General features: G+C 31.4%; 25 protein-coding genes. 3 read left to right on the top strand and 22 right to left on the bottom strand.

Going from position 1 to position 24,991, the window contains the following annotated elements; translation table 11 throughout:
- Nucleotides 1-25 precede the first annotated feature (25 nt).
- Nucleotides 26-1,639 (top strand): RagB/SusD family nutrient uptake outer membrane protein, encoded by a 1,614-nt coding sequence (locus tag Q4Q40_RS15060; RefSeq protein ID WP_303302726.1) that lies wholly within the window; start codon nucleotides 26-28, stop codon nucleotides 1,637-1,639.
- 413 nt (nucleotides 1,640-2,052) lie between these two features.
- Here the strand turns inward: Q4Q40_RS15060 and Q4Q40_RS15055 are convergent, their stop codons facing one another.
- The 6 genes from Q4Q40_RS15055 to Q4Q40_RS15030 all read right to left on the bottom strand — a co-directional run bounded on the left by Q4Q40_RS15055 (nucleotide 2,053) and on the right by Q4Q40_RS15030 (nucleotide 12,680).
- The gene (locus Q4Q40_RS15055; RefSeq protein ID WP_303302725.1) at nucleotides 2,053-2,223 is read right to left on the bottom strand and encodes a hypothetical protein; all 171 of its coding nucleotides are present in this window, start codon (nucleotides 2,221-2,223) and stop codon (nucleotides 2,053-2,055) included.
- Between the two features lie 184 nt (nucleotides 2,224-2,407).
- Complete coding sequence (locus tag Q4Q40_RS15050) at nucleotides 2,408-5,218, bottom strand: M16 family metallopeptidase (protein WP_303302724.1); 2,811 nt, start codon at nucleotides 5,216-5,218, stop codon at nucleotides 2,408-2,410.
- Nucleotides 5,219-5,435: 217 nt separating this feature from the next.
- On the bottom strand, nucleotides 5,436-6,605 hold the full coding sequence (locus tag Q4Q40_RS15045) for a TlpA disulfide reductase family protein (protein WP_303302723.1): 1,170 nt from the start codon (nucleotides 6,603-6,605) through the stop codon (nucleotides 5,436-5,438).
- Between the two features lie 55 nt (nucleotides 6,606-6,660).
- Entirely contained in the window at nucleotides 6,661-8,022 is a 1,362-nt protein-coding gene (locus Q4Q40_RS15040; RefSeq protein ID WP_303302722.1) for a RagB/SusD family nutrient uptake outer membrane protein, read from the bottom strand.
- 19 nt (nucleotides 8,023-8,041) lie between these two features.
- Entirely contained in the window at nucleotides 8,042-11,380 is a 3,339-nt protein-coding gene (locus Q4Q40_RS15035; protein ID WP_303302721.1) for a SusC/RagA family TonB-linked outer membrane protein, read from the bottom strand.
- Nucleotides 11,381-11,534: 154 nt separating this feature from the next.
- Nucleotides 11,535-12,680 (bottom strand): FecR family protein, encoded by a 1,146-nt coding sequence (locus Q4Q40_RS15030; protein WP_303302720.1) that lies wholly within the window; start codon nucleotides 12,678-12,680, stop codon nucleotides 11,535-11,537.
- Nucleotides 12,681-12,810: 130 nt separating this feature from the next.
- Between Q4Q40_RS15030 and Q4Q40_RS15025 the strand changes: the two genes are divergently transcribed.
- Nucleotides 12,811-13,380 (top strand): RNA polymerase sigma factor, encoded by a 570-nt coding sequence (locus tag Q4Q40_RS15025; protein ID WP_303302719.1) that lies wholly within the window; start codon nucleotides 12,811-12,813, stop codon nucleotides 13,378-13,380.
- A gap of 436 nt (nucleotides 13,381-13,816) precedes the next feature.
- Here the strand turns inward: Q4Q40_RS15025 and Q4Q40_RS15020 are convergent, their stop codons facing one another.
- From Q4Q40_RS15020 to Q4Q40_RS15000, 5 genes are all read right to left on the bottom strand, one after another.
- On the bottom strand, nucleotides 13,817-14,152 hold the full coding sequence (locus Q4Q40_RS15020) for an avidin-fold protein (protein ID WP_303302717.1): 336 nt from the start codon (nucleotides 14,150-14,152) through the stop codon (nucleotides 13,817-13,819).
- 91 nt (nucleotides 14,153-14,243) lie between these two features.
- Nucleotides 14,244-14,585 (bottom strand): OB-fold protein, encoded by a 342-nt coding sequence (locus Q4Q40_RS15015; protein ID WP_303302716.1) that lies wholly within the window; start codon nucleotides 14,583-14,585, stop codon nucleotides 14,244-14,246.
- Nucleotides 14,586-15,771: 1,186 nt separating this feature from the next.
- Entirely contained in the window at nucleotides 15,772-16,071 is a 300-nt protein-coding gene (locus Q4Q40_RS15010) for a type II toxin-antitoxin system RelE/ParE family toxin (RefSeq protein WP_303302715.1), read from the bottom strand.
- Nucleotides 16,064-16,315, bottom strand: a complete 252-nt coding sequence (locus Q4Q40_RS15005; RefSeq protein ID WP_303302714.1) for a type II toxin-antitoxin system ParD family antitoxin — start codon at nucleotides 16,313-16,315, stop codon at nucleotides 16,064-16,066. The genes Q4Q40_RS15010 and Q4Q40_RS15005 overlap by 8 nt, the downstream gene beginning before the upstream one ends.
- Before the next feature lie 271 nt (nucleotides 16,316-16,586).
- Nucleotides 16,587-16,802, bottom strand: a complete 216-nt coding sequence (locus Q4Q40_RS15000) for a helix-turn-helix domain-containing protein (protein ID WP_303302713.1) — start codon at nucleotides 16,800-16,802, stop codon at nucleotides 16,587-16,589.
- 140 nt (nucleotides 16,803-16,942) lie between these two features.
- Between Q4Q40_RS15000 and Q4Q40_RS14995 the strand changes: the two genes are divergently transcribed.
- Nucleotides 16,943-17,146, top strand: a complete 204-nt coding sequence (locus Q4Q40_RS14995) for a hypothetical protein (RefSeq protein WP_303302712.1) — start codon at nucleotides 16,943-16,945, stop codon at nucleotides 17,144-17,146.
- Nucleotides 17,147-17,203: 57 nt separating this feature from the next.
- Here the strand turns inward: Q4Q40_RS14995 and Q4Q40_RS14990 are convergent, their stop codons facing one another.
- The 11 genes from Q4Q40_RS14990 to Q4Q40_RS14940 all read right to left on the bottom strand — a co-directional run bounded on the left by Q4Q40_RS14990 (nucleotide 17,204) and on the right by Q4Q40_RS14940 (nucleotide 24,976).
- The gene (locus Q4Q40_RS14990) at nucleotides 17,204-17,944 is read right to left on the bottom strand and encodes a hypothetical protein (protein ID WP_303302711.1); all 741 of its coding nucleotides are present in this window, start codon (nucleotides 17,942-17,944) and stop codon (nucleotides 17,204-17,206) included.
- Between the two features lie 67 nt (nucleotides 17,945-18,011).
- The gene (locus Q4Q40_RS14985; protein WP_303302709.1) at nucleotides 18,012-18,218 is read right to left on the bottom strand and encodes a hypothetical protein; all 207 of its coding nucleotides are present in this window, start codon (nucleotides 18,216-18,218) and stop codon (nucleotides 18,012-18,014) included.
- Between the two features lie 301 nt (nucleotides 18,219-18,519).
- On the bottom strand, nucleotides 18,520-18,975 hold the full coding sequence (locus Q4Q40_RS14980; protein ID WP_303302708.1) for a hypothetical protein: 456 nt from the start codon (nucleotides 18,973-18,975) through the stop codon (nucleotides 18,520-18,522).
- A gap of 331 nt (nucleotides 18,976-19,306) precedes the next feature.
- Nucleotides 19,307-20,107 (bottom strand): type 1 glutamine amidotransferase domain-containing protein, encoded by an 801-nt coding sequence (locus tag Q4Q40_RS14975; RefSeq protein ID WP_303302707.1) that lies wholly within the window; start codon nucleotides 20,105-20,107, stop codon nucleotides 19,307-19,309.
- Nucleotides 20,108-20,201: 94 nt separating this feature from the next.
- On the bottom strand, nucleotides 20,202-20,762 hold the full coding sequence (locus Q4Q40_RS14970; protein ID WP_303302706.1) for a Crp/Fnr family transcriptional regulator: 561 nt from the start codon (nucleotides 20,760-20,762) through the stop codon (nucleotides 20,202-20,204).
- 84 nt (nucleotides 20,763-20,846) lie between these two features.
- Nucleotides 20,847-21,407, bottom strand: a complete 561-nt coding sequence (locus Q4Q40_RS14965) for a DUF7677 family protein (protein WP_303302705.1) — start codon at nucleotides 21,405-21,407, stop codon at nucleotides 20,847-20,849.
- A gap of 49 nt (nucleotides 21,408-21,456) precedes the next feature.
- Nucleotides 21,457-21,819 carry a hypothetical protein gene (locus tag Q4Q40_RS14960; RefSeq protein WP_303302704.1) on the bottom strand — a complete coding sequence of 121 codons (363 nt, stop codon included), beginning with the start codon at nucleotides 21,817-21,819 and terminating at the stop codon, nucleotides 21,457-21,459.
- A 79-nt stretch (nucleotides 21,820-21,898) separates the two neighbouring features.
- A complete protein-coding gene (locus tag Q4Q40_RS14955; RefSeq protein WP_303302702.1) occupies nucleotides 21,899-22,489 on the bottom strand; it encodes a GAD-like domain-containing protein in 591 nt (196 codons plus the stop codon).
- 88 nt (nucleotides 22,490-22,577) lie between these two features.
- Entirely contained in the window at nucleotides 22,578-22,766 is a 189-nt protein-coding gene (locus Q4Q40_RS14950; RefSeq protein ID WP_303302701.1) for a hypothetical protein, read from the bottom strand.
- 226 nt (nucleotides 22,767-22,992) lie between these two features.
- Nucleotides 22,993-23,751, bottom strand: coding sequence for a hypothetical protein (locus tag Q4Q40_RS14945; RefSeq protein ID WP_303302700.1), 759 nt, complete (start codon nucleotides 23,749-23,751; stop codon nucleotides 22,993-22,995).
- Nucleotides 23,752-23,905: 154 nt separating this feature from the next.
- Nucleotides 23,906-24,976, bottom strand: a complete 1,071-nt coding sequence (locus Q4Q40_RS14940; protein ID WP_303302699.1) for a hypothetical protein — start codon at nucleotides 24,974-24,976, stop codon at nucleotides 23,906-23,908.
- Between the last annotated feature and the right edge of the window lie 15 nt (nucleotides 24,977-24,991).

Genomic DNA, 24,991 nt, shown 5'->3' with positions numbered 1-24,991 from the left:
TATTATTAAATTAAAACAATATAAAATGATACAAAAAAAAATCATATTACTACTTGCTTTGTCAATAGTTATTTTTGTTTCCTGCTCAGAGGAGTATCTTGAAAATATCCCCACAGATTCAATATCAGAAGAGGCAGCACTTTCTAGTGAAGAAAGTATGGCACTTGTAATTAACGGTTTGCACAGAATGATGTATGCCCAAAATGTATTAGAAGGAGGCTCATCAAGTCGATCTGGAGAAAGTCACTTCATTCCCTCTTTGGATGCTATAGGCGGAAATATTATTCACTCGTCTCCTGGTAATGGTTGGATGACAGCCGATTTACAATGGCAAAACCACACATTAGCATCTTCGACAACTGCGTTTAATTTCTGGTTTCAACGCTACCACTTTATAAGTGTATCAAATGCTATAATTAATACATCTGCAGAAAAAGAGTTTCCAGAAACTGAAAACCTAAATAACGTATTAGGTCAAGCTTATGCCTACAGAGCATGGTCCTATTGGAGATTAGTTACAACATTTTCTAAAGGTTATATTATTGGAGATCCATCAACAGATGCTGGTGTACCTTTAATACTAGATTCGGGAGCACCTTATGATAGTGCCCCTAGAGGAACCGTTGAAGCAGTATATACTCAAATAGAAAAAGATATTGATATAGCTATTAGTTACTTACTTAAAGCAAGCACACATAATAACAAATCCCACATATCTATAAATGCAGCCTATGGTATAAAAGCTCGTGTTGCTTTATCTAAAGGAGACTGGGAAAATGCCGCTAAATATGCCCCACTTGCAAGAGATGGATACCCGCTTCTAAACGAAACCGATTGGCTTTCTGGATTTAATACCAATGAGTTATCTGAAGTTATATGGGGTGGTTACGTAATAGATACAGAAACAAATTACTACCAATCGTATTTTTACTATATAGCGTTTGCTTTTAACGGTAGTCAAAACAGAAGTAATCCAAAGCTTATAAGTAAAGAATTATACGATAAAATTCCTACGACAGATTATAGAAATCAAGCCTGGTTGCCACAAGCACCAAATACAAACCCTGCCGCTTCTAATGATCAAGGCGGAAGTTATGAAACCGATTCTAATTATAACAATGAAAATGATTTCTGGGATGCTTGGGAAGAAATTATCATTAAATATGGAGCAACAACTGGACATAATACACACCCTTATATGAATGTAAAATTCAAACAAAAAACCCCTGGGGGTATCGATCCTGATGATGTTATTTATATGCGTTCAGCTGAAATGGTTTTAATAGAAGCAGAAGCAAAAGCGATGATGGCAGATATAACTGGGGCACAAGACGCACTTGATGTTTTAGGATCAGAAAGAGACAGTGCTTTCGACAAAACAGTTTTTGATACTCAAACAAAGTTAATGGATGAGATTAAATGGCAAAGAAGAGTTGAACTATGGGGTGAAGGATTTAGCTATCATGATCAAATTAGATGGGATGAAGGGCTTAACCAAACAAATTCTGGTGCATCAGAGGTTTTATACAAAAATGGTTTTATAGTGGATAAACCTTCTGTAAATGACGAATGGATATTCAAGATTCCCCAATCTGAAATTGATGCGAACCCAAACATTACAGAGGCTCATCAAAACTAGATAATTAATTTTAACGTGAATCTTGGGTAAGAAAATTTATGTCAGTTAGAATGATTTTTGCAAAAAATCGTATCGAAAACCAATAAATTTTCGATATATCCCGAAGCAAGTTCGGGACACTCGAAGTGACATCTTGAACTCTTAAATCAAGATTCACGTTAATTTTAATAAAAACTTAATCATGAAAAAAATGGTATTAAGATATAGGTAACAGGCACTCTAGACATCGTTTTTAATGGATATGGATCTGAAAATAGTATACCCGATAGCTCGGATTTATATCTTAAATTCGTGATTCTTTATCTCAAATATAGCCCATTATATAAGGCTATCACTCCACTACAAAAGCCTTCTTTTATTTTATTACGGGCACGGAAAACATTGCGCTAGCGGGGGGGGACTGATGAATAGCATTATTTATTTTTCTTTATACTTTTTCTCTTTTGTTTCCTTGCTTCTTTTTCTTTTAAGAACTTCATAATTTCATCTTCTTTTATATTTGCTACTCTTTTAAAAAAATCAGATACAGACATTTCCTTTTTTAAGTTAACTGGCATTGCCTTTAAAAGTAAAACTTGTGGCAATAGATCCTTCTTCTGGAACTGACTGTGAATATAAATGAAGGTTTATACTCACAGTAGTAACTAATTGGTTCTCTCTAGCTAAAAAATTCAGAAACAGTTGTTGACCATTTTACAGACTTTAGAATTTGGACTTACGAAAAGCTAAAAGGGCAAAATAAAAATGACTTTATTCATATAAGTAAATTCATTGTTTTGGTTTGAATACAACTTCGTATGATTTTCCTCCATCAAGTATTTGCTTTGCTATTTTTTGAATGTCTTTTTTAGACATTTTATTCACAATCTTTTCAAAGTTTTTAGGGTCGTTAATGTTCTCGTTATATCTAAAGTAAGATGTAAGTACTTGCATATCATACCAGTTTTTATCTTTTGCTTGTTTGCGTTCTTTTATAAAATTTGTTCTTATTTTATTTAAATCGTCATCTTTAATGTCCCCTTTAACTATTTTTTGTAACTCAGCATTCACAACATCTACTAATTTATCGGCCATATCTGGATTACAATCAAAACGAAAAGATACGTAAGCTTGCGATTTTGGTTCTCTAAAAAAACGAGCATTCGCTTTTGGGCTATAAGCTCCCCCTTCAGATTCTCTTACGGTTTCTGTAACTCGTAATTGTAATATGTCGCCTAAAGTATTGGTATAAACAACGTTGCTTTTTGTATATGGCATTTCCTTTTTGTAAACAATATTTACAGAGACCTTTGGGACTTCCATGGTTAAATAAATAGCTTTATCTATCGTATTTGATACCCATTCTGAACCGTTGTCTTTATAATTTTCTTTTATATTTTTAGTTGGTAAACTAGCGATATAAGTTTCTAAAAGAGGCTTTAATTGGCTCTCTTTAACATCGCCTACGATAAAAAACTCAAAGTCTGAAGCATCAGAAAAACGGTCTTTATATATGGTTTTTATCTTTTCAAATGAAATATCGTTAACATAATCTTGGTTAAAAATCCGCTTTTTCGGGTTGTTTTTACCATATAAAGCTATGGTTAAACTATCTTTCATTTTTTCGGCTAAGTCTTTGCTTCTTTTAATAACATGATTGTTTATATTACTTTCTAAAACTTTAAACGCTTGCTCGTCAAAACGTGGTTTTACAAAATAAACATGTGCTAATTGTAACATTGTTTCAACATCTTTTGTATTTGATCTACCAGAGAGTGTTTCGTTTATATTACCTAAACGTATTCTAACAATTGCTGTTTTTCCTGCCAATACTTTTTGTAAATCGATTGTTGTAAAATCACCCAATCCAGACATTTGAATTAAGTTATCTACTAAACTTGCTGATGGTAAATCTTCATCTTTTAAAAGCGAGGTACCCCCATAGCTAATGGCATTCAAAGATACTTTGTCTTTTTCTTTATTAACAAATTTGTAATGTACTTTAATACCATTACTTAAAGTATATGTAGTGGCGCCTATTTCTTTATTTGTTTTGGTTTTCTCAATGGTTCCTGCTTTAATATTTAGGTCTGATACTAACGTTTTTCCTTCTAATACTTCAGAGTATGGCTCTAAAGCTGCATCGTTTTCAACACCTGTAATAATTTGTTTAACGTCTTCTTCTGTTAAATTTTCTTGACCTTCAACACCTGTTACATTTATATACCTGCTTTTTTTTGCATATAACATTTTTATAGTATTATGAAGCTCTTCTTGAGTTATAGCACTCAATATTTGTTTTGCGATATCGTATTCTTTTTCTACATCTGTAATGGTACTATTGTTCAAAAAGTTATTTTGAATAGATTTTTCAATTTGTTTATGACTCATATCGCTTTTCTTAGCAATTTGATTTTCGTAAGAGCTTGACATTTTTGCAATAGCTCTATCTATTTCTGATTGTAAGTAACCATGCTTAACTGCTCTTAAAACCTCGGTTAAAACCTCTTTAAAGGCTTCTTTTTGTTGATTTGGTTTAGGTGAAATCCTCATGTTAAACGCATTAAAAGTTCTAGACATTGACCCATAGCTAATTCCAGCTCCTAAAAAACTAGCTTCTGGATTTTGCGCTTTTTCTAAAATTCTTACAGATAACATTCTGGTTGCCATAGATTCTAATAACGACCGCTTTAAATCAGCAACTGTTTCTGTCTCTAACGATTTTTTCTGACGAATAGCAAAACTAATATTAGCCGTAGATACTTCGGGGTCTTTACCTAAGCTATACATCATGGTGTCATTATCTGGAATATCAATTACAAAACGTTCTTTTGGGTTATCAACCGCTGGGATTTTTGAAAACTTTTCTATGATTTTTTGTTCTATTTCGTTAACATCTAAATCACCAATAATTGCAATAGCTTGCAAATCGGTTCTATACCAATCGTGATAAAAATCGCGAAGGGCTTTGTAATCAAAATTCTCTACAACACTCATTAAACCTATAGGTAATCTATTGGCATATTTTGAATGGTTAAATGCTATAGGTAAACTCGTTTTAAACAAACGCATTTTCCCATTTTGGCGCGCACGCCATTCTTCCTTTATTACGCCACGTTCTGCATCTATTTCTTCATCTGTTAACAATAAATAGTTTGACCAATCTTTTAATACTGTTAAGCAGGTATCTACCAAACCTTCTTTTGTTGGAATGTTATTTAAATTGTAAACAGTTTCATCGAATCCTGTATAAGCATTGATATCTTTCCCAAATACAGCTCCATATTTTTGAAGCGTATTTAAGATACCCTTACCTGGAAAACTCTCGGTACCATTAAACGCCATATGCTCCAAAAAATGTGCTAACCCTTGTTGGTTTTCATTCTCTAAAATTGAACCCACGTTTTGAATAATATAATAACTGGCAGCAGCTTTTACTATATCTGTATTTTTAATATAATATGTTAAACCATTAGGTAAAACACCTTTTCTTATAGTTTCATCTACAGGTAAAGGCGCATTATAATTAATAGCTTGTGCTAAACCTCTGGTTGTTAATAAGACAAAAAAGATAATTGATAAAATTAAAGTGCGTTTCATGTAAATTTCTCTATTTTATAGATTAGAATAAATTAGGATTTCGTAGGGTTATATAACTCCTTTTTGACTGTTTTAATAATTAAGGACTGTTTTAAACAGTCCTTAATATCTATAAATCTTCTTTATTTAGAAATATAAAAGAGTGACTAACTCAAATTATTTATATAGCAAAGACAAAAAACAGGACATACCCTCATTAAGAATGTGTTAAAGCTTTTTATTTTTTAAATATTTGGGATAATTTCTCTTCTAATATATAGCCTTTTAAATTTATTGCTATAATTTTTCCTTTGGGATCAATTAGAAGGTTTTTAGGGATAGAATGAACATTGTATAATCTAGCCACTTCATTTTCAAAACCTTTTAAATCTGACACATGCGACCAAGGAAGGTTTTCTTGTTTAATGGCTTTTAACCATGCTTCTCTTTTTTTATCTAACGATACGGCTAATATTTCAAACCCTTTATCGTGGTATTTTTTATAAGCGGTAACTAAGTTAGGGTTTTCGGCTCTACATGGCGCACACCAGGAAGCCCAAAAATCTAACAGTAAATATTTTCCTCTAAAATCAGATAATTTTATGGGATTTCCCTTTTCATTATTTTGAGTAAAATCTATGGCAAACGCTCCTATATCAAGACGTTTTTTATTTAGGTTTTCTAAAAATTTCAGCCCTAATCTACTATGACGTAACTCTGGAGGAAAAGTTTCAAAAAAGGGTTTTAGCGCTCCTTCTTCAAACCCTCTTTGTTCTAAATCATTTAGTAATTTTAAACTAAGATATGAATTAGGTTTTTGTTTTATAAAATCAAATATAAGCGAATCTTTATACCTTCTTCTTTTATTACTTATCTCTTTTTTTCGTGTTTTTAATTCCTTCTTTTTTTCATCAGACACTTCTTCTTTAATAGATTCATTTACATGATTATAATCATCATCATATTTTGTTGGACTATTAATTATTTTGTTATATGCTTTAAATTCGGTATTTAATTTTGAACCCGTAATAACAGCATCTTCTCTCGTAATATAGTCATTTTTGGAATCTTTAATACTAACATGAATATTTCCTTTTTCAAGGTACATACCTAATATACCACTCCAGTTTTTTAGATCTTTGAGACCAGTACCTTTTTTGTCTATAACTAAGAAAATTTGACTTGGCTCTGGCATTTCTCCCTTAATGTGAAATATGCCATTTTTCAAACTAACAGAATCTATAATATTATCGTTAATTCTTATTAGTGATTTTGTTAAATATATCTTGGCTTTAGGATTACTTAAATTATTTATTTTTACAGTTAAGTTAAAGTTTTCATCTTTATTTTTTTTACTACAACTCCACAGAGTTATTAATATAAGCGCAAGTATAATATTTTTTTTCATAATCATATATATAATTATTTATGGATTGTTTTTTACTTTTAATACTGAAGTTTTACTATAAATTAGGGTTTCTTTCTAAATCATCAAAGGGAATAGGGTAAAGTGCTGCTTGAGAAACCCACCCTGTTTTATTAGCCCCAAAAATAGCATCAGCTTGCCCTGTTCTTTTAACATCCAGCCAGCGATGTCCCCATTCTCCAAAAAGCTCTCTCGTTCTTTCTGTATAAATCTCTTGTAACATTGTAACTTTAGTTGTTGCAGTTGTGCCCAACAGACCAGCTCTTGAACGAATTGTATTTAAATCTGATTCAGCACTATTCAATCCTATAACGTTATCTTGTTGTGCTCTTGCTTCAGCTCGTATTAAATACATTTCTGCCAATCTTAGTATGTTGGTTGCTTCTGTAGTCTCTGGCCCTCTTGTATTTGAATAGGTTTTATATTTATAAACCCCATTTAAGGTAGGTGTCAACCATTCAGCTCTTCTTCCATCATCAGATGAAATATTGTCTGCTATAAACGAGGTTAATCTATATGTTGGTGCCGCCACTGTAGAGCCTGTTAAATTCACAAAAGTATATCTATTGACAGAAGAATTAGCCAATTGTATAATACTCTCGCGAGAAGTAGCAAAAAAGGCTTCAGTTAAAGATTCTAATTCATAGAAACCCGAATTGATAACAGCACTTGCTTGAGTTTCTGCATCAGCCCAATTTTCTTGATATAGCCTTACTCGTGCTAATAAGGCCGTTGCAGCCCATTTATTTGCTCGAATTCTTTCTCCTGCCGTTGTATAAAGGTCACTGCTTAATTTATTCTGTGCATCTAGCAAATCTTCTTCAATTTGAGCATAAATTTGAGCGACTGATGATCTAGGGAGCAATCTAACAACATCATAATCAACAACTAAACTAAGGGGGACATCTCCCCATAAGTTTGTCAAATAAAAATAACAAAATGCTCTCATAAATTTGGCTTCTCCTACCAATTGATTTTTTGTGTCTTCCGATAAATTGGTTGACTCAGATACATTTAAAACCAAATTATTACATTGGTAGATTATATTATAAAAACCCCGCCAGATATTTGAAATAGTACTACTATTTGAAGCTATTACATTTGTTGCAAACATGGTTTCTTCTACATTATAACTAAGTTTCTCTAATTCATCTGAAGATAATCCAACAAATTTAAACATAGAAGTTATTGCTGAACTACTGCTTGAATATGCATAAATACCTCTCATAGCAGCCTGTGCACTACCTTCATTTTCAAATACCTTATCCGTATTTATTAAATCTGGTGGTAAATCTAAATCTACAAACTCTTCACAACTAGTATAACTAATTAATATTAAGATAATAACAAGTATATTTTTGGTCGAATAAAACGATATTCTATTGTTTTTTAATTTCATAATGAGTATTTTTTAGATATTAAAAGCTAATTTGAGCACCCATAATAAAGGTACGTAATGGAGGCAACCTGTTTAATGTAGCTGTTTCTGGATCTCCAATCTTGTATGACGTAAAAGTTAATAGATTTTGCCCCTGTGCATAAAAACGAAAAGCACTCACTCCTAGCCCTTTCAACATGTTTTCAGGAAGATCGTATGATAAAGACACATTTTTTAAACGTATAAAAGAAACATCTGTGTAATGAAGGTCTGAAAAATACGCTGGTGCATGGCCTCCATTTAAATTATAAAGATCAAAAAATGAAGCAGATGTTGTGAATTTTTGAATATCTGTAACATCTCCTATATTTTGCCAACGATCTAAAACAACATCAGGATAATTTTTTCCTACTGCACCTACTGGGCTGGTAAAAGATGTATAGGAGCTAAGCCAGTTTCTACCCATCTGTTTTCTATACTGAAATAAAAAATCTAGAGTAATACTTTTAAATGAAATAGCGTTTTGAAGTCCTCCATAGAATTCAGGATCTGTATTAAGCTGCGGTTTTAAATCACCATCAGAAACAAGATCAAACGTACCATTATCGTTGTAATCTTGTAACAAATATAAACCAGTATCAGGATCAACCCCTATAACATGTCCTGCAATAACAGTATTAAGAGACTGTCCTATTACATAAGAATTAATATATGATGACTCTTCAAAGTTTGGAAACTTTAACAGTTTATTACTTGGAATTGTTATGTTAAAGTTAGTACTCCATCTAAAATTTTTGTTTTCAATATTTATAGAAGTTAATTGTAATTCTACACCCTGATTTTGTACAATAACACCATTTAAATTATTAACTACACTGTTATAACCTGTTACTCCTGGTAAAAGATAGCTAACCAAAGGATCGGAAGAATTGTTTCGATACCATGATGGTGAAAATTGTAAACGATCTTTAAACAAATTTAAATCTATTGCCACCTCTGTTTTAATATTCCTTTCCCAATGTAGATCAGGATTAAACAAAGAAGTAGGTTTAAGTGCCACCTCACCGTTATAGCTAGTACTACTCCCACCAGGCGAATAAACATCTTGATATTTATAATTTCCTATTTTATCATTTCCGGTTACACCATAACTAGCTCGAAGTTTTGCAAAACTTATAAAAGGAATTGCCTTCATAAAAGTTTCATTACTTAATAACCAAGCAGCACCAATAGCTCCAAAATTCGAAAATCGAAAATCTGGTCCAAATCGGCTAGAACCATCTCTTCGTCCTGTTAAATTTAAAATATATTTATCGTTGAAATTATAATTGATACGCCCAAAAAAAGCAGCATATGTGTATTCTGAAAAATTACCAGATGGAGCACGACCAACCATATCTGTAGTAACAACAGCTAGCGATCCTATTTGATCATCATTTTCATAACCATTTATAAAAATGCTATACCCTTCATGTTCTTGACTTTGGAGTGAGCCCCCAATTAACGCATTTAAGGTTCCTTTTCCAATAGATTTACTGTACCCTAATTGAGGTTCGAAAATCCAACTTTTAAAGGTACTGTATCCAAACAGATAAGTACCATCGGCTCCTGTTCTATCAAGGGGGTTTACCGATGTTGATGGTTTAATTGTATTTTCATCAGACGTTATAAAATTATACCCAATACTGTTCTTTAAAGTTAAACTAGGTAATATTTTATATGATAGTACTGCATTTGTATTAAGCGTTGTTGTTCTAGCTTCGTATTTTTCTAAAGTATAGACTAGTGGATTATTAGATTTATACCCGCCTTCGTTCCAAGCTAAATCACCATTATCTTCATACAGTTTATAGTTAGGTGGTAAAGTTAATCCGAATGAAAGGTCTGATGATGTACTAGTATTAAGTGTAGACGTATAACTTGCAGAAAAATCACCTCTGAATTTATTATTAGGTGTAGTAGTAGTTACATTAAACCTACCTGATACTCTGTTATTTGGAAAACTTCCTGGTACTACCGTTGTTTGTTTATGGTAACCACCAGCCAGAATAAATTGGGTTAAATTACTACCGCCAGATAAAGAAGCCTGTACATCTGTGGTATACGCTGTTCCTCCTATTAACTGCTTAGCAAGGTTATTATCCCTTAAAGTATCATACTGTACCAAATCGTAAACTTTATTCCTATTAGAAAGACTCGTACTATTTGCTAATGTTTCTAGATCTAATCCGTCATTTAACAAAGCCTCTTTACGCATAGCCACATATTCTTTAGTAGTGAGCATATCTGGTAAAGGAGCTACACTAGCTCCATTTGAAACATTTAAACTAAATTTTGGTTTCCCTTTTTTACCTTTTTTTGTTGTAATTAAAATAACACCACTCGCACCTCGACTTCCGTAAATAGCAGTCGCATCTGCATCTTTTAAAACCTCTATACTTTCAATATCAGCTATATTCAAACTATATAAGGGACTTAAACCACTAAGTGTAGATGCACTTATGGCAGAACCCAGTTGATTAATATATTCATTCCCGCTCGCTATTGGAACATTATCTACAATATACAAGGGCTCGTCTGACGCTCCGTTAATTTTATCAATTTGTGTTCTCCCACGAATTTGAACTTCAAAAGCAGCTCCTGGATTACCACTAGATTGAGTAATTTCCATACCCGGAATTCGACCTTGAAGAGCAGCCATTGGGTCTGTAACGGGAGATTTACTTAGTTCTTTGCTTGATATTTTACTAATATTTCCTGTTTTTAATCTCTCTGTAGTTGAATAATAACCTGCATTAATTGTTACTTCTTCCAATTCATCAATACTTTCATTAAGAGTAATATTAATAATTGTTTGGTTTCCAATAGTTACTTCTTGAGTTTCAAAACCTAAAGAGGAAAAGACTAAAACATTTCCAGAATCATGAGCATTTATAGCATATTTTCCATCAAAATCAGTAGCTGTTCCGTTGTAAGTACCTTTTACTAATACAGTAACTCCAGCTATAGGAACACCTGCCTTATCTGTAACTAAACCAGAAATTTTATATTGCTGAATTGCACTTAAAAAAGATTTTTCTTTAATAAGTATGGTATTGTCCTTTGTTACAATGAAATTAAAATCGTTACTTTCAATACTTAACCGTAAAAGCTTGTTTGCTTGGATTACACCCTTTTTTAGATCTACTTTAGGAAAATCTTTAAATAAATCTGATCTGTAAATAAATGAATAATCCGTTTGTTGGTTAATCATCTTAAAAACGTCATCTACTGTTATCGTTTTATCGATATCAATGGTAACTTTTGAATTCTGTGATAGGACTTCTTTAGATGAGAAACTAAAAACGGTGGTGCAAAACAAGAATATAAAAGTTCTCATAAAGAATGTTAAAAGCCTCTTTCGTTTTAGAAAAAGCGGCATTGTAAATTTAATTTCCATAAATTTGTTTGGTGTTAGTTAATAAAATAATTAATACTTCAAAGGGGAAATGAAAGCTTGTGTTTTAGCGATTCAACTTTCTTTCCCTTTCTTTTTATCTAAGAACTACTGTCTTATTATTGATTTCATAATCGATATTGTTCATATTTTTAATTATTGATAGTATATCTACTATACTCTGCTTCTTTTTAAGGCCTCCATTGAATGTTACGTTTTCTAAGTTTTTATTTTTAAATACAACTTCAATATCGTACCATCTTGATAAAACTTTCATGATATCTTTTAAAGGCATATTTTCAAAACTAAACACACCATCTTTCCAAGAAATTTCTTTATAAACATCAATTAAAGACACTGTTATTTTGTTGTTTTCTAGATTTACGCTTGATTGTTGGTTTGGAGTTAAAATTTTATTAATCCCTTTACAATTAATTTCAACTTTACCTTCGACTAATGTTGTCTTAATAGTATTCTCATCTTTATAGGCTTTTATATTAAATTCCGTTCCTATAACTCTAACTTCTTGATTACTATTAAGCACTTTAAAATCTGCTCCTTTGTGCTGTGAACTAGAAGAAACATCAAAATAAGCTTCTCCATAAATTAACTCAATACTTCTAGTTTTTCCTTCAACAAAACTTACGGGATATTTTATCTGAGAATCTGAATTCAACCAAACTTGAGTACCATCCGATAGAATGACATGATATTGCCCCCCTCGTGGAATAGTTAAATAATTAAAAGCAATTTCTTTTTTAGCAGCATTAGTTGTACTATACACTATACCTTCTCCATTGCTTGAAACGTTATTTGCAATATAACTTTCACCTTTTTCTAAAGGAACATTAGTACCATCTTCTAAAGTTAAAATAGCTTTATCAGTACCTATTTCAATGTTATTATTTAAAGTAACAGGTGTATTATATTGTGGTATTTTTTCACCATTAAAAAAATAAACCAAAGAGAGTAAAAATACAACAGAAGCAGCAACGCCGTAGCCAATAAATCGTCTCTTAAATAAAGGGAGCACCTTATTTCGTTTTTTCTCAGTACTATTCCATACTTTATTAAAAGCGGTATCAACATCAATAGTATTATAAAGGTTGTTTAAATTAAAATCGTCTTGAATGTAGGCTCTGAATTTCTCTTGATTTTTAAGGCTTCTCAACCATTCACGTAGTTTAGTCAGTTCTATTTCAGAAATAGAATTAGTTAAATATTTTAAAATTAAATTTTTCAATTTTTAATTTTTTTTTGATGATATATTCAGTTGACGTAATCGTTTCATAAAAACCCTTAAAAAAATTAACACTTTTTTAAATTTTTTTTTTACAATATATATTTACACTTTTGTATACCAAATTAATTTAATGCAAGATTTAAAGCTTATAAACGCTATTAAACATGATGATGAAAATGCTTTTGAAGTATTATTTAAAAAGTATTATGCGAATCTTGTTAATTATATCAATGTATATACTTACCACAAATCAACATCAGAAGACATCGTACAACAATTGTTTATAACGCTTTGGACTAAAAGAAAAGAGCTTAACATAACAAAATCCGTAAAGGGTTATTTATATACTGTTGCCCAAAGAGACTACTTAGACTACTATAGAAGTTTAAAACGTAAAGACACGTTTTTTGATGAACTAAAGGAAATAGCGGTTAGGAATTCTATTGATGAGGATGAAGACATAGTTAATAGAAAGATTAAAAGATTAAAAGAGATTATAGATACACTGCCTCCTAAATGTAAAGAAATTTTAGAACTGAATAAACTGTCGGGGCTTAAATATCAAGAAATAGCAAAACACTTAGGTATTTCTGTAAAAACTGTTGAGTCTCAAATGCGTATTGCCTATCAAAGAATAAGGGAAGGTTTTGAAAACGATTTATCTATTTTGTTCTTTTTGAAAGAGTTTATTAGTATTTAAAGTTAATAATATATCCATTTTTTAAACAAAATTTTATATGATAATGATGTGATCATATTAATTAGATTGTCACGCTATTAAACAATATTACTGGCACGGAAAACACCCTTAAATTCTTGATTATCAATCTCAAACATAGCCCCATTATATGAAACTATCACCTCACTAAAAAAGTTTTCTTTATTTTATTATGGGCACGGAAAACATTTCCGCGCTAGCGGATATTTACGATATTGAGCATTTATTCGAAGAAGATAAAAAATATATTTTTTATATAATTGACAGCCTTGTTAATGCCGTTAAGCTTAAAAGTATTTAAACTAAAAAACCTCACTATACGCTATAATGTGGCTTATCTTTTTATTGCTTACTCAATACGGTACTCGTCAAAGACGAAGCACTAGAGCATACAAGGACTAGCTGGCGTAGCCAGTTTTTATTCAATTTCTATATATTCTGATTTTCCACCAGATAAATCTCCATTCAACCAATTCCAGTTAAATTCCAATTTAAGTTTTCCATTTTGTGTTTTTGAAATCTTACCTTTTGATTCTCCCGCTTTCAATTCTCCCTCGTTTGTTAAGCATTGATACAAAAGTTCAATTTTTGAATCTTGAGTTTGCTTTCCAACTATAAATCCTTCAAGTATTGAACCTCCTTTATATTTTCCAGTAATTGTAGTTCCACTCTGGAAGTAGTGAAAAATCGTTTCATCAGATGATAATCCACTTTTATTTTCAGTAGTCACAAATTTTTTGTCATTCAGATTCATTAGAGTTCTTGTTTTTAATTGGCTACAACGTTTTGGCTAAGCTGCCTTTTAATGCAGTTTAGGTTTTGTTGTTAGCAGTAGTTATTTAATTCTACTTCATGATAATCGTAAAGCCAAAATTTGAAATAATTTCTCCATTGATTTTAATGAAGTCACCATAAGTCTTTTCTTTAATGATTCCTTCAACTGTGGTAGGGATTCCTTCAATTAACAGGTCTTTTTTATCACCCCAAGCCCCTTTAAAATATGCACCTAATTGTAGCCGAATACCTTCTGGTGATTTAAATAATAGCATTGGAATTCCAGTATGAGATTCTCCAATAAAAAAGAGTTCACCAGTTATCTTCACTTTCTTTCCAGAATATTTACCGTTCGCATCCTGTTCATTAACGGCATATTCATTTAACAGATTATCTGAATTTATTTCAATCATGGCTATTATATTATTGCTAATGATTTGTGTATGATTTGTTGTGTGAAAATCCAAAGGGATTTTCAGATTAAGAAACGAAAATAGCAAAAGTGCGATGATAATCTTGGCATTTCAAAGCAATCATTGATCAAATTAGTTGATTCTAATAAGACATGAGAATAGCTTTTTATTTTAACTTTAAATATGTTTGTTGACATTTTCTAATTATTGTGTAGCGTTTTATTTTATAAGTGTTTTAATGGTAGCTACCTGAATAGTCATCTTTGTCTAAGTCATAATATGCAAATACAGAGTTCCCTCTCCATCCAACTGCTTTAATTTTTCTAATTCTATTTTCAGAAACAATATTTATTTCTCGATAAAAAATTCCAATCCAAGTTCGTCTTTTGTCTTTTGGTATCAAGTCAATATTTTTGTTGTATAAAATTCTTTTAGATTTTCCTTTGGTATCGATTTGATTGTTGAGTAAGCCAAATCAGTTTCATGCATAATTATACTTGCGGTCAAAATATATGTCGGAAAAATAGAGGTCGAAATGATTACAAATACAATACTTAATTTTAAACCATAGAAATTGAAATATTTTAAAAAGAAAAAGAGTCCAAGTCCTATTGCTCCGTAAATAAGCAAATATGTGATGATTTCAAAATCCATTTCCAAAGCAATTGAAGTCATGATGAGCATAATAATTAAATAAATCCCAAAGTATTTTAGAAACTTCCTCATGTTTGTATTATTTTCTCTATGCTACACACCGGTCTTGTGTATGATTTCGTTGCGTGGTTTAAGCACTAAAGTTAGCAAATAAATCACAGATAGAAAGTCCGCGAGGACTTTCGTAAGTAGGTTCTAACTCAATGTCATTAAGTTAAGACTAAAATGTCAGTCTGAGCGCAGTCGAAGACCTTATAAGCCTTAGTTTTTAAAAGCATTTCGACTGTGCTACCAATGTGACAAAACAGAACAAATCCCCTTAACTTAATGACATTGGGTTCTAACTAGTAATAAATTATACATTTTGTGACTGTTGCACAACTCAAAATTTTTAGGAAATCATGTGTTTTAATTTTCAAACAATTATTAAGCTACTGATTATCAATGTTCATTATTTTTAAAGTTCTCAGAAATAACCTAATTCAGTCAAAAAAAGTAGTTGTGCAACAGCCACCGTTGTTGTGTGCAGTTTTTATTCGGTTATTCTTTTCCTTAAATCCATTCTTTCGTGTAATATTCTCGTAATTTCCACATAATTTTTGTCCAATGTTCTATAGAATATTACGTATCTATTTGCTTTCATTCCGAGAAGTTGCTTTGATATCCCTTCGTAGTTTTTTCCTAAATCTGGATTTTCTGCAATTTCTTCACAGTTAGAAATCAGTCCATCATAATATTTGTCTGCTTGTTTTTCAGACCAAACCTCAAATGTATACTCCCAAATTTTAGATAAATCCTCAACAGCTTTGTTAGTCAGTTTATATTCAGCCATTCAAGTGTTTTTTCGCTTTCAAAGATTCCAAATGCTTCTTTGGGTCAAAATCGTGAGCAATTCCGCTATCGATTCCTTCTTGAATTGCGTTTTTTAGAGCAATAACTTTACTTTCTTCTTCTTCTAAAAGTCTTAGTCCAGCGCGTATAACTTCACTAACGTTTTTAAATCTTCCTTCATTTATTCTACTTTGAACGAATTGGTCAAAATAATTTCCGAGTGATATAGATGTATTTTTGCTCATTTGACATAAATTTACTCAAATTTACCAAAAATTGGTATAAAAGCAAAATTCACCTCAAATTGCAACCTAAAAAAGTGTAAACTATGTCCCTTTAACTTTGTAAACTATGTGCCTTTACCATACCTAATTACACATAACGTTTAGTATAAGATTAGTTGCGTGGTTAAGTAACTAAATTAGTAAACTAGGACTTGCCAAAGGAAAATTCCTGCGGAATTTTCCAAGTATGCCTGAACTAGCAATTAATTTTATACCCTGTTGTATGCCGTTTTTATTGTTTTAATTTCAAATCCTTAAAAATTTCTTTAAACATTTCTCCAGGGTCTATGTCAATAGCCAACGCAATTAAAAATAACTCATCAGCTCTCAATTTAGTCGATTTGTTTGAAGTCAATTGCGATAACCGAGCTTGACTGATTCCAGTTCGTCTGGAAACCATAGCTCTATTCACAGATTTTTTGGTTAAATAAAGTCCTAAAGAAGTCATATAATCTTTCGAATTTGTTAAGATAAATTTAGCCTTATTATATAAAACTTTAGAAAATCTATATTTTTATTTTGAATTTAAATAGATAATCAATAGATTTGTTTAGAAATTCTAAAGAATTATTTATAAAGTATAATGATATGAGCAAAAGATATACCAAAGCCGATTTAGAGCAAATTGTTTACAAACAGTTAGAAAATTTAAATGCAATGCACGATTTATTGGGAATTATGAAATACCAAAATGATTTGATTCATAATATTAATCAAACATTAAGAGAAGAAATCGGTCAATTCAAAAAACAACAGGTGATGTATCCGACTAGAAGAAAAATAAAATCATAAATTTTATATGGCTAGGTTCTCTGTAATTGCGCACTTATAGATTGTTATGTAGCGTTTTTACCACAAGTACTTCAATTCAATTTTATCAGTTTGGATGTTTAACACTTTATACATTGAACCTTTTATTTCAATTAATGTACTACCTTCATCAATATCCAACTCTTTTTTAAAATCTGATTCGTTTTCTGTTTCAAATGTCCAGCGATAAAATCCGTTAATTTTTGGTTTGCTCTTTGTTGTTCTTGTAAGTACTAAATTCCGATTTTTAAGGACTCCATTTTCCCAACCAGAAACATCCCAAGTTCCATTAAAACTCTTTGCCAAGGAATCAGCAACGATTTTTCTCTTTTTCCTTAGTTCAACGAATTTGTGTTTGAAAATTTTGCTTTCTAAACTGTCATAGTCTATTCCATTCCATTGGCAATTTCCAACTATTTTTATTTCTTTTCCACTAGTTTTTATATCGTAATAATCGATTGAAGAAGAATTTAAAGAACAAGTGTCCTTAATAGATTTTGCTTTATCAATAAATTCAGTTATTAATTTTAAGTCAGATTTCCCGATTTCAGTTACCCAAGTTGAATCAGTTCCAGAGCCATAATAGTAAAACGGACTTTTTTTAATTGCTTTTATTTTTTCTCCGCTTTTAATAATGTCCATTGAGTAGAATTCAATTCTTTCATCTCCAGTTCTAAACCGAATTTCAATATCCGAAAAGTCATTTAATTTCGTTTTGTCAATTTTGTCAGAATTGCAAGAAGTTAAAATCAGAAATAAAATTATTAAATGGTTTCTCATTTTTCTCAAATGGCATACAACAATTGTATAACTACAATAAATAGTGATTCTATTGTGGTTATATCGTTTATACATGCAATGTATTACTTTTTAATAAAGCATCCAATGAACTTATAATGGTCTTATTGTTAATTTCAATAGTTTTGGTATAAATTTCTGTCGTTTTTGGCGAACTATGTCCTAGCATATTCTGTAAATGACGAATATTTATGTTGTTTTCAATACAATGCAATGTGTAGCAAACCAATGGCGCAATGTATGTACTGTTGCCCATGGGTTCAAATTAGTATCGTTCACGACTTTTCTATATATGGCTCTTATGCTAGTGGTACTGTATTTACATCTTGTTTGTCCTTCAAATAGCCCAATAGCACGGATTTTTAATCCGTGATTCATTATCTTAAACATAACCCATTATATGAAGCTTTCACCTCACTACAAAAGCCTTCTTTTATTTATTTACAGGCACGGAAAACAATTCCGCGCTAGCGGGGGAAACTGCCTTAGAAGGCAGTTATAGAAGTCTGTTTTTATAATTTATTGGCCTGTGCAACGGTTACCGGTGTTGTGCATAGTTATTTTATATTTATTTCGTTCAGATTCAGCTCAAATAGATTTCCAAACTTGTCATCGTCAATTTTACTAATTTGAATATTATCCCAAGTCAATTCTATCCGTATTTCTTTGTTTTTTCCATTCTTGATGACTGTAATTACGATAGGAATATTTTCTCTTTTGGCTTTATATAATTTGAATAAGCTTTCCGATTTTTTATAGAGATGAGAAGTCAGATGCGAACCTAATTTGATATCAATTCTGTTTTCGATTGGTTTAATTTCGATAAATCCCTTTTCCGAATTTTCTTCTTCTAATCCGTGTAGAAATTCAATTGTCGGAAGTTTTATTTTTTCAATTTTTATTGATTCTGAATTTATTTTTCCGACATATTTTATCCTGTATATTCCGCAAGCTTGTCCAAAAGAATATTGGATTGAAAGACTTAAAACTAACAGTATAAATATTCTTTTCATTCGTTCTCTCTAATTATGCACAACGTTTAGAATAAGAGCAGTAGCGGATTAAAATGCACTTATCTTTCAAATAGCAATATACTTAATAAAATGCAAAAAACGGCTCAAGTCTGTACCTGAACCGCTATTGCTTTTATACATTGTGGCTGTTGCACAACTCAAAATTTTTAGGAAATCATGTGTTTTTAATTTTTAAATAATTGTTAATCTGTTGATTATCAGTAATTATTTCTTTTGGAGTTCCCAGAAACAACCTAATTCAGTCAAAAAAAGTAGTTGTGCAACGGTTACCATTGTTATGCACTGCCTTTTTATTTTTATTTTCCACAAACTATTGATTTACAAGTTCCAATTTTTTTAATTCCGCAAGTGTTGCTTGTCCAACTCCTTCGGCTGATTGTGGATTTTGTCCTGTAATCAATCTTTGGTCAACGGTAACGTGTTTTTGCCAAAGTCCTGATTTTTCAAAAATAGCATCCCTTTCAATCAACTTACTTTCCAACAAGTAAGGAACTACTTTTTCAAGTCCGACTGCAACTTCTTCTTCATTCGTAAACGCATTTACTTTTTTACCATCCACAAGATATTTTCCATTAGTCAATTTGATATTGACAAGTCCCGCTGGCCCGTGACAAACTGCACTTACAACACCTTGGTTTTCATAAATCTTACTTGCAATTGAGGCGATTTGTTCATTTTCTGCGAAATCCCACATTGTTCCGTGTCCGCCTGCATAGTGTATAGCTACATAATCTTTTGAATTTACTTCGCTCGGTTTCATAGTATTTTCAATTTTGTTTCGGTACGTTTCGTTATCCCAAAACTTTTTGTTAATCGGGTCGTTCATATTGAAACCGTCAACAGGTGCTTTTCCACCTTTCGGGCTTACAAAGTCTATTTCATAACCTGCAGAATGTAATACTTCCCAAGGATGTGAGACCTCACTTAAATAATAACCTGTTTTTTCGCCTGTGTTACCTTTTTTGTCGTGACTCGTCACCACAAATAAAACTTTCTTTTTCATCTTATTTTGATTTTTAGTTTGTGCAGTTACTTTGTTTGAAACAGATAAAATGATGCAACCTGCAATGACCATTAAACCTGTTGTAATTGTTTTTGCTAATATTTTCATATTACTTGTTTTAAATTGATGATACAAAGTTGCTAAACCTTTACAGGTTGACACAGGACATAAATCACGAATTTTTTGTGATGTAAATCACATTTTAGGAAAGTCGGCTCAATGTTTCTCTTGAAACTCCAAGGTAGGATGCCAATATGGTTTTCGGCACTCTTTGTAGTAAAGATGGATAAAGGGAAACCAATTCTTCATATCTACCTTTGGCGTCTTGGTCAAGAAGCGACAAAATCCTTCGTTGTAGTGCTATATAGCCAAAATTAGATTTTACTCTAAAGAAATGTTCGATTTTTTGAAGTTCTGCACAAAGTTTATCTCTATTGTGAAGCGATAGACAAAGTACTTCGCAGTCTTCCAAACAATCTATGTTCGTTGTTGCTTTAATTTTTTTGAAATACGCTTGATAATCGGTAATCCACCAATCTTCCTTTGCGAATTGTAAAATGTGTTCTTTTCCTTCGTCATTTGTATAGTAGGCTTTTAAAAGTCCGTTTACTACAAAATGGTCATCCTTGACCAAATTCCCATTTTGAATTAGGAATTGATGTTTTTTTAATTTCTTTACCTTGAAATGAGAAAGGACATATTCAAATTCCGAATCGGAAATTGGTGTAATCTCTTCAATATGTTCTCTTAACTTAATACTCAATTGTAGTTACGCTTTTTTTTAAGGTTTTGCATAACGTTTAATGTAAAAAGGCGTTTTAATGCTTTTTACATAGTGTTATGTACTTTAATAAATTATTAATTCCCAATCTTCAAATGGTTCTGAAGGTTCATAGCCTCCAAGGATTAAAGTTTTATACATTTCAATTGCCCTAGCTATCGCATGAGCTTTATTCTTGACTTTGTTGTCCTTTTTGTCAATATCTATATTACAAGCTAGAACTGCATAGATTCTTTCAATAGGTGTTCCAGTATTTAATAGGGTTGAAAAGCCCTTTTCCTCATTGATTATTTCTTTAGTTAAGTCAATTACTACTTGCTGATACGGTTGTAAATTCGCGTAACTAAAATCTGGCAATTTGAAATCCAATGAACTATTGAATCTCGCATCTATTTTTTCCGTTAACCATTGTTCATCATAGTTTTCGAACATTCTAGCATCATCACACCCCCAATTTGAGCTTGCATAATATATTATTAAGAGGTCTACGATTGTATTAGGTGACTTTATTAAAAAATCCCGATATTCCATTTCTGAATACCTTAGAATATGATTCCCATTTGCTATGGAAAACATATATTTTCCAATATCCTGAAGATCGTCTATATCAAGCTGGTTAGGTTTCATTTGTTCTATTGTACATAACGTTAAATGTAAAAAGTCGTTTTAATACTTTTTACATAGTGTTAGTAGTTTTTTTTATTTTCTTTCCAAAATATTTTTCTCTAGCGTCTTTATAATCAAGATTATCGTTCTTAATAGACCAAGCAATTTCAAACAATTCAACTAGGTTAGACATTGCAACCTCTCTTGTTGGGTCTCCAGGTGAAGCATGAAAACCCGCATTTTCAGAAACTGCATAGCCTTTACCATTATCTGTTAAGGTCACATAAACAATGGTTTTCGAGTTAGCACCCGTCTCGACTTCATCTTCCATATCCCACCTCCATCTTTCATTGTCAGTAGCTCCGACAAGAATCTCTTCTTCTTCTATTCCTATTTCGTTAATTACTAGGTGTGTTATTGGTCTATCTATCATTTCAGTTTAAATTGGTCATTGCTACTAACGGTTAATGTAAAAAGTCGTTTTAATGCTTTTTACATAGTGTTATGCATTTTTATTTAAGCGTTTGAGCAAGGAATTCTAAATGTTCCAACACTTTAACAGGTTCCATTTTAGAGATAGATTTTGAACCTCCAAGTGAAATAGAAGGAACAAATGCATAGCATTCATCCCATGTAATGGAGTTACTTTTTTCTATTACTTTCAACTCCACGCTTCCAAAGCAATCGTTTTTCCAGAAAAAGGTTGCAGGTAAATTCCATTCAAATAGCATGTCAAACTCATTTGCAATAACTTCACTTGTTCCATAGTGAACGTTTAAATGCATAATTACTTTGCCAAATGAATATTCTTCTAATATAAATAAACATCCAGTAGCAGATTTTGCAAATACCAGTGCATTATCTGAAATGTCAGGGAACTTTCTTGCTATATCATTATAATGATCTGGGTTTACTAAACTGAAAAGTCCAGATTTATATGAACAAAGTCCATCCTTTCTCCAGATAAAATTAATAATATCAACAGTATCATTGCTTCCCATAAACTTTTCTTTGTACTTATTGATGAGTGCTTTGGATGGTTTTTCATAAGAAGTGGGATTCCCCATGAATTCTAAAAAACTATTATATATTTTTTGTTCCATATTTCTTATTATGCATAACAATTGTATAACTACAATAAATAGTGATTCTATTGTGGTTATATCGTTTATACATGCAATGTATTACTTTTTAATAAAGCATCCAATCCAATGGACTTATAATGGTCTTATTGTTAATTTCAATAGTTTTGGTATAAATTTCTGTCGTTTTTGGCGAACTATGTCCTAGCATATTCTGTAAATGACGAATATTTATGTTGTTTTCAATACAATGCAATGTGTAGCAAACCAATGGCGCAATGTATGTACTGTTGCCCATGGGTTCAAATTAGTATCGTTCACGACTTTTCTATATATGACTCTTATGCTAGTGGTACTGTATTTACATCTTGTTTGTCCTTCAAATAGCCCAATAGCACGGATTTTTAATCCGTGATTCATTATCTTAAACAACCCATTATATGAAGCTTTCACCTCACTACAAAAGCCTTCTTTTATTTATTTACGGGCACGGAAAACATTTCCGCGCTAGCGGGGCATAGTGACTATTCTTTTATAAATGTTATGACTCCTTCGGGAAAAATACGGTTTACTGAAATTAATTCCTTCCTTTTAAGAATAAACTTAAAGTTTGTGAAATCTAAAAAATTAATATATCGGAAATTGAAAGAATTCACTTTTTCCTTTCTCATGGCTATATCATTTATTCTAAATTCTGATAAATTAAGAGTAATACAACCTTTTAGAGCAACTCTTTCTTTGTCGGAACAAATCATTAAATACTTACTTTGCTTAGGTAGCCTCAAGAAATAAGAGAAATAAAGATCTAGGTCTTCGTATGACATTAATTTATTGAAATCAGATATAGGTATAGTGTCATAGGGAACAATATTTGTTCTTTCATTAGCACTGTCGATAGAAAAAAAAGAAAGACTATTTACGTTAGCATAAAAATTATTACCTTTTTGATGGAATGATATTCTTAAAGAGTCTTTCTTTTTATAGTTGTTACTTGTTGGATAAAACAGTACATCTTCATTGTCTGGAAGAGGAGAAACAAAACTTATTGTATCCTTGTTTTTATAATACTTCCCCAACGACACCAAAATCGTATCCCCGGAGTTATTATCTCTATCTATTTCATATAGTTTGAATGTCATATTTTTCATCAGATACAATCTTAACTCGTTGTAGCTAATAACATCACCTCCAGAGTCAAAATGGTAATTATATATTCCCTGTGTTTTTTGACTATATCCTTTAATGGATATTATAATAAGTAATATATAGATTGGTATTCTCATGTATTTTGCATTATGCCCAACGGTTTTGTGTATGATTAGTGGCGTGTTTCAGCACCTAATTTAGCAAATAAAAACCGAATAGAAAATCCGCAAGGATTTTCGTAAGTAGGCGAGAACCAGCCATTAATTATACACGTTGTTGTAAGCTGGCTTTTCATTCAGATTCCTTTTTTTTCTTGTATTTGTCAAGTTTAGTTTTGTCGTAATAATCATTGTCAATAGACCATTTTTTTAGAACTTCTATTCGATTTATCATTACTTCGCTAAATTCTTTTTCATTGAATAGTTTAAGTAAATCATTTTGTTGTTCAAGCCACTTCTTAAATCCACAGCCTTCGATAGTCAATTTCTCAATAAACAGAACTTGTTCCTCAAGTTCTTCCTCTGTTTTGTCTGGAAAAGACTTTATTTCTTTAATAGTTTCTTGTGTTGAAATATCAGTTTCAGCAATTTTTTCGATACTCTCTAAATAGTGTTCAGGAAGAATCTTCCTGATTTTCTCGATGTTAAATGTTTCTAATCCACCAAAACTTGGGATGTCGATTCCGAATTTTCTTGAATAGTCATATTTCACTACTGCTATTGGGTATTTTAGTAAATGAAGTGAACAAACTATTGAAGCAATTTTTTCATAAGTATTCAGCCAAGAATCGATTAAGTCTGGCTCAAAAGTTTGAGAATTACTTTTTAATCGCCCAAGTTTATTTGAGTACTTATTACCTTTAGTATGAACGTAATTATGTAAAAATCCGAGTTCCTCAAATTTCTTTTTTAAATTATGCTCTTCGTTAAATTTCTGAATATTATTATTTGATAATAGTACTTTCCAAATAGCACCTGCTCTTGGTGTATTTGCATCATTGGAATCTTTTGATGAAAGCCAATCTTGTACCATTTTATGTCCCTCATCATTGATATTGTAATAGACAGATAACATTCCTAATTCGAGTGCACTTCGTAATGAGACAAAAGCTTGTTTGTAAAGTCCGAAACAAACTAAATTAAATGAGATTTGAAGTTCTTCCCAAGATTCCGAAAATGGAAATATGTGTCCAGACCAAAAATTATCCCAGTTTTGAGGAATTGTCATTCCAATTATGTGATAAAACCAACCTAATTCTTCTACCTTTTCTTTTATGTTAGGATTTTCCAATAAGTATTCAGAAGTTTTCTTGTAAACTTCAATACTTTTTTCGGGTTCAAATATGTATGGTGTTATGTTCAATGTTGGTTGGGTGTT

Origin of the sequence: Flavivirga jejuensis (assembly GCF_030540765.1) — a bacterium.
In the GTDB taxonomy this organism is placed as follows: Bacteria; Bacteroidota; Bacteroidia; order Flavobacteriales; family Flavobacteriaceae; genus Flavivirga; species Flavivirga jejuensis.
Note: the sequence above shows the minus strand (reverse complement) of the source record. Positions and strands in the feature narration are given on the sequence as shown.

Excerpts from the sequence above, each read along its gene's own strand:
- Q4Q40_RS15045 (WP_303302723.1), bottom strand. The coding sequence starts at position 6,605 with ATGAAAAAAAATATTATACTTGCGCTTATATTAATAACTCTGTGGAGT.
- Q4Q40_RS14950 (WP_303302701.1), bottom strand. The coding sequence starts at position 22,766 with ATGGGCAACAGTACATACATTGCGCCATTGGTTTGCTACACATTGCAT.
- Q4Q40_RS14985 (WP_303302709.1), bottom strand. The coding sequence starts at position 18,218 with ATGGGCAACAGTACATACATTGCGCCATTGGTTTGCTACACATTGCAT.
- Q4Q40_RS14995 (WP_303302712.1), top strand. The coding sequence starts at position 16,943 with ATGAGCAAAAGATATACCAAAGCCGATTTAGAGCAAATTGTTTACAAA.
- Q4Q40_RS15020 (WP_303302717.1), bottom strand. The coding sequence starts at position 14,152 with ATGAATCTGAATGACAAAAAATTTGTGACTACTGAAAATAAAAGTGGA.
- Q4Q40_RS15050 (WP_303302724.1), bottom strand. The coding sequence starts at position 5,218 with ATGAAACGCACTTTAATTTTATCAATTATCTTTTTTGTCTTATTAACA.
- Q4Q40_RS15025 (WP_303302719.1), top strand. The coding sequence starts at position 12,811 with ATGCAAGATTTAAAGCTTATAAACGCTATTAAACATGATGATGAAAAT.
- Q4Q40_RS15000 (WP_303302713.1), bottom strand. The coding sequence starts at position 16,802 with ATGACTTCTTTAGGACTTTATTTAACCAAAAAATCTGTGAATAGAGCT.
- Q4Q40_RS14975 (WP_303302707.1), bottom strand. The coding sequence starts at position 20,107 with ATGAAAATATTAGCAAAAACAATTACAACAGGTTTAATGGTCATTGCA.
- Q4Q40_RS15035 (WP_303302721.1), bottom strand. The coding sequence starts at position 11,380 with ATGAGAACTTTTATATTCTTGTTTTGCACCACCGTTTTTAGTTTCTCA.
- Q4Q40_RS14955 (WP_303302702.1), bottom strand. The coding sequence starts at position 22,489 with ATGGAACAAAAAATATATAATAGTTTTTTAGAATTCATGGGGAATCCC.
- Q4Q40_RS14990 (WP_303302711.1), bottom strand. The coding sequence starts at position 17,944 with ATGAGAAACCATTTAATAATTTTATTTCTGATTTTAACTTCTTGCAAT.
- Q4Q40_RS15005 (WP_303302714.1), bottom strand. The coding sequence starts at position 16,315 with ATGAGCAAAAATACATCTATATCACTCGGAAATTATTTTGACCAATTC.
- Q4Q40_RS14960 (WP_303302704.1), bottom strand. The coding sequence starts at position 21,819 with ATGATAGATAGACCAATAACACACCTAGTAATTAACGAAATAGGAATA.
- Q4Q40_RS15010 (WP_303302715.1), bottom strand. The coding sequence starts at position 16,071 with ATGGCTGAATATAAACTGACTAACAAAGCTGTTGAGGATTTATCTAAA.
- Q4Q40_RS14965 (WP_303302705.1), bottom strand. The coding sequence starts at position 21,407 with ATGAAACCTAACCAGCTTGATATAGACGATCTTCAGGATATTGGAAAA.
- Q4Q40_RS14980 (WP_303302708.1), bottom strand. The coding sequence starts at position 18,975 with ATGAAAAGAATATTTATACTGTTAGTTTTAAGTCTTTCAATCCAATAT.
- Q4Q40_RS14945 (WP_303302700.1), bottom strand. The coding sequence starts at position 23,751 with ATGAGAATACCAATCTATATATTACTTATTATAATATCCATTAAAGGA.
- Q4Q40_RS15040 (WP_303302722.1), bottom strand. The coding sequence starts at position 8,022 with ATGAAATTAAAAAACAATAGAATATCGTTTTATTCGACCAAAAATATA.
- Q4Q40_RS15015 (WP_303302716.1), bottom strand. The coding sequence starts at position 14,585 with ATGATTGAAATAAATTCAGATAATCTGTTAAATGAATATGCCGTTAAT.
- Q4Q40_RS15060 (WP_303302726.1), top strand. The coding sequence starts at position 26 with ATGATACAAAAAAAAATCATATTACTACTTGCTTTGTCAATAGTTATT.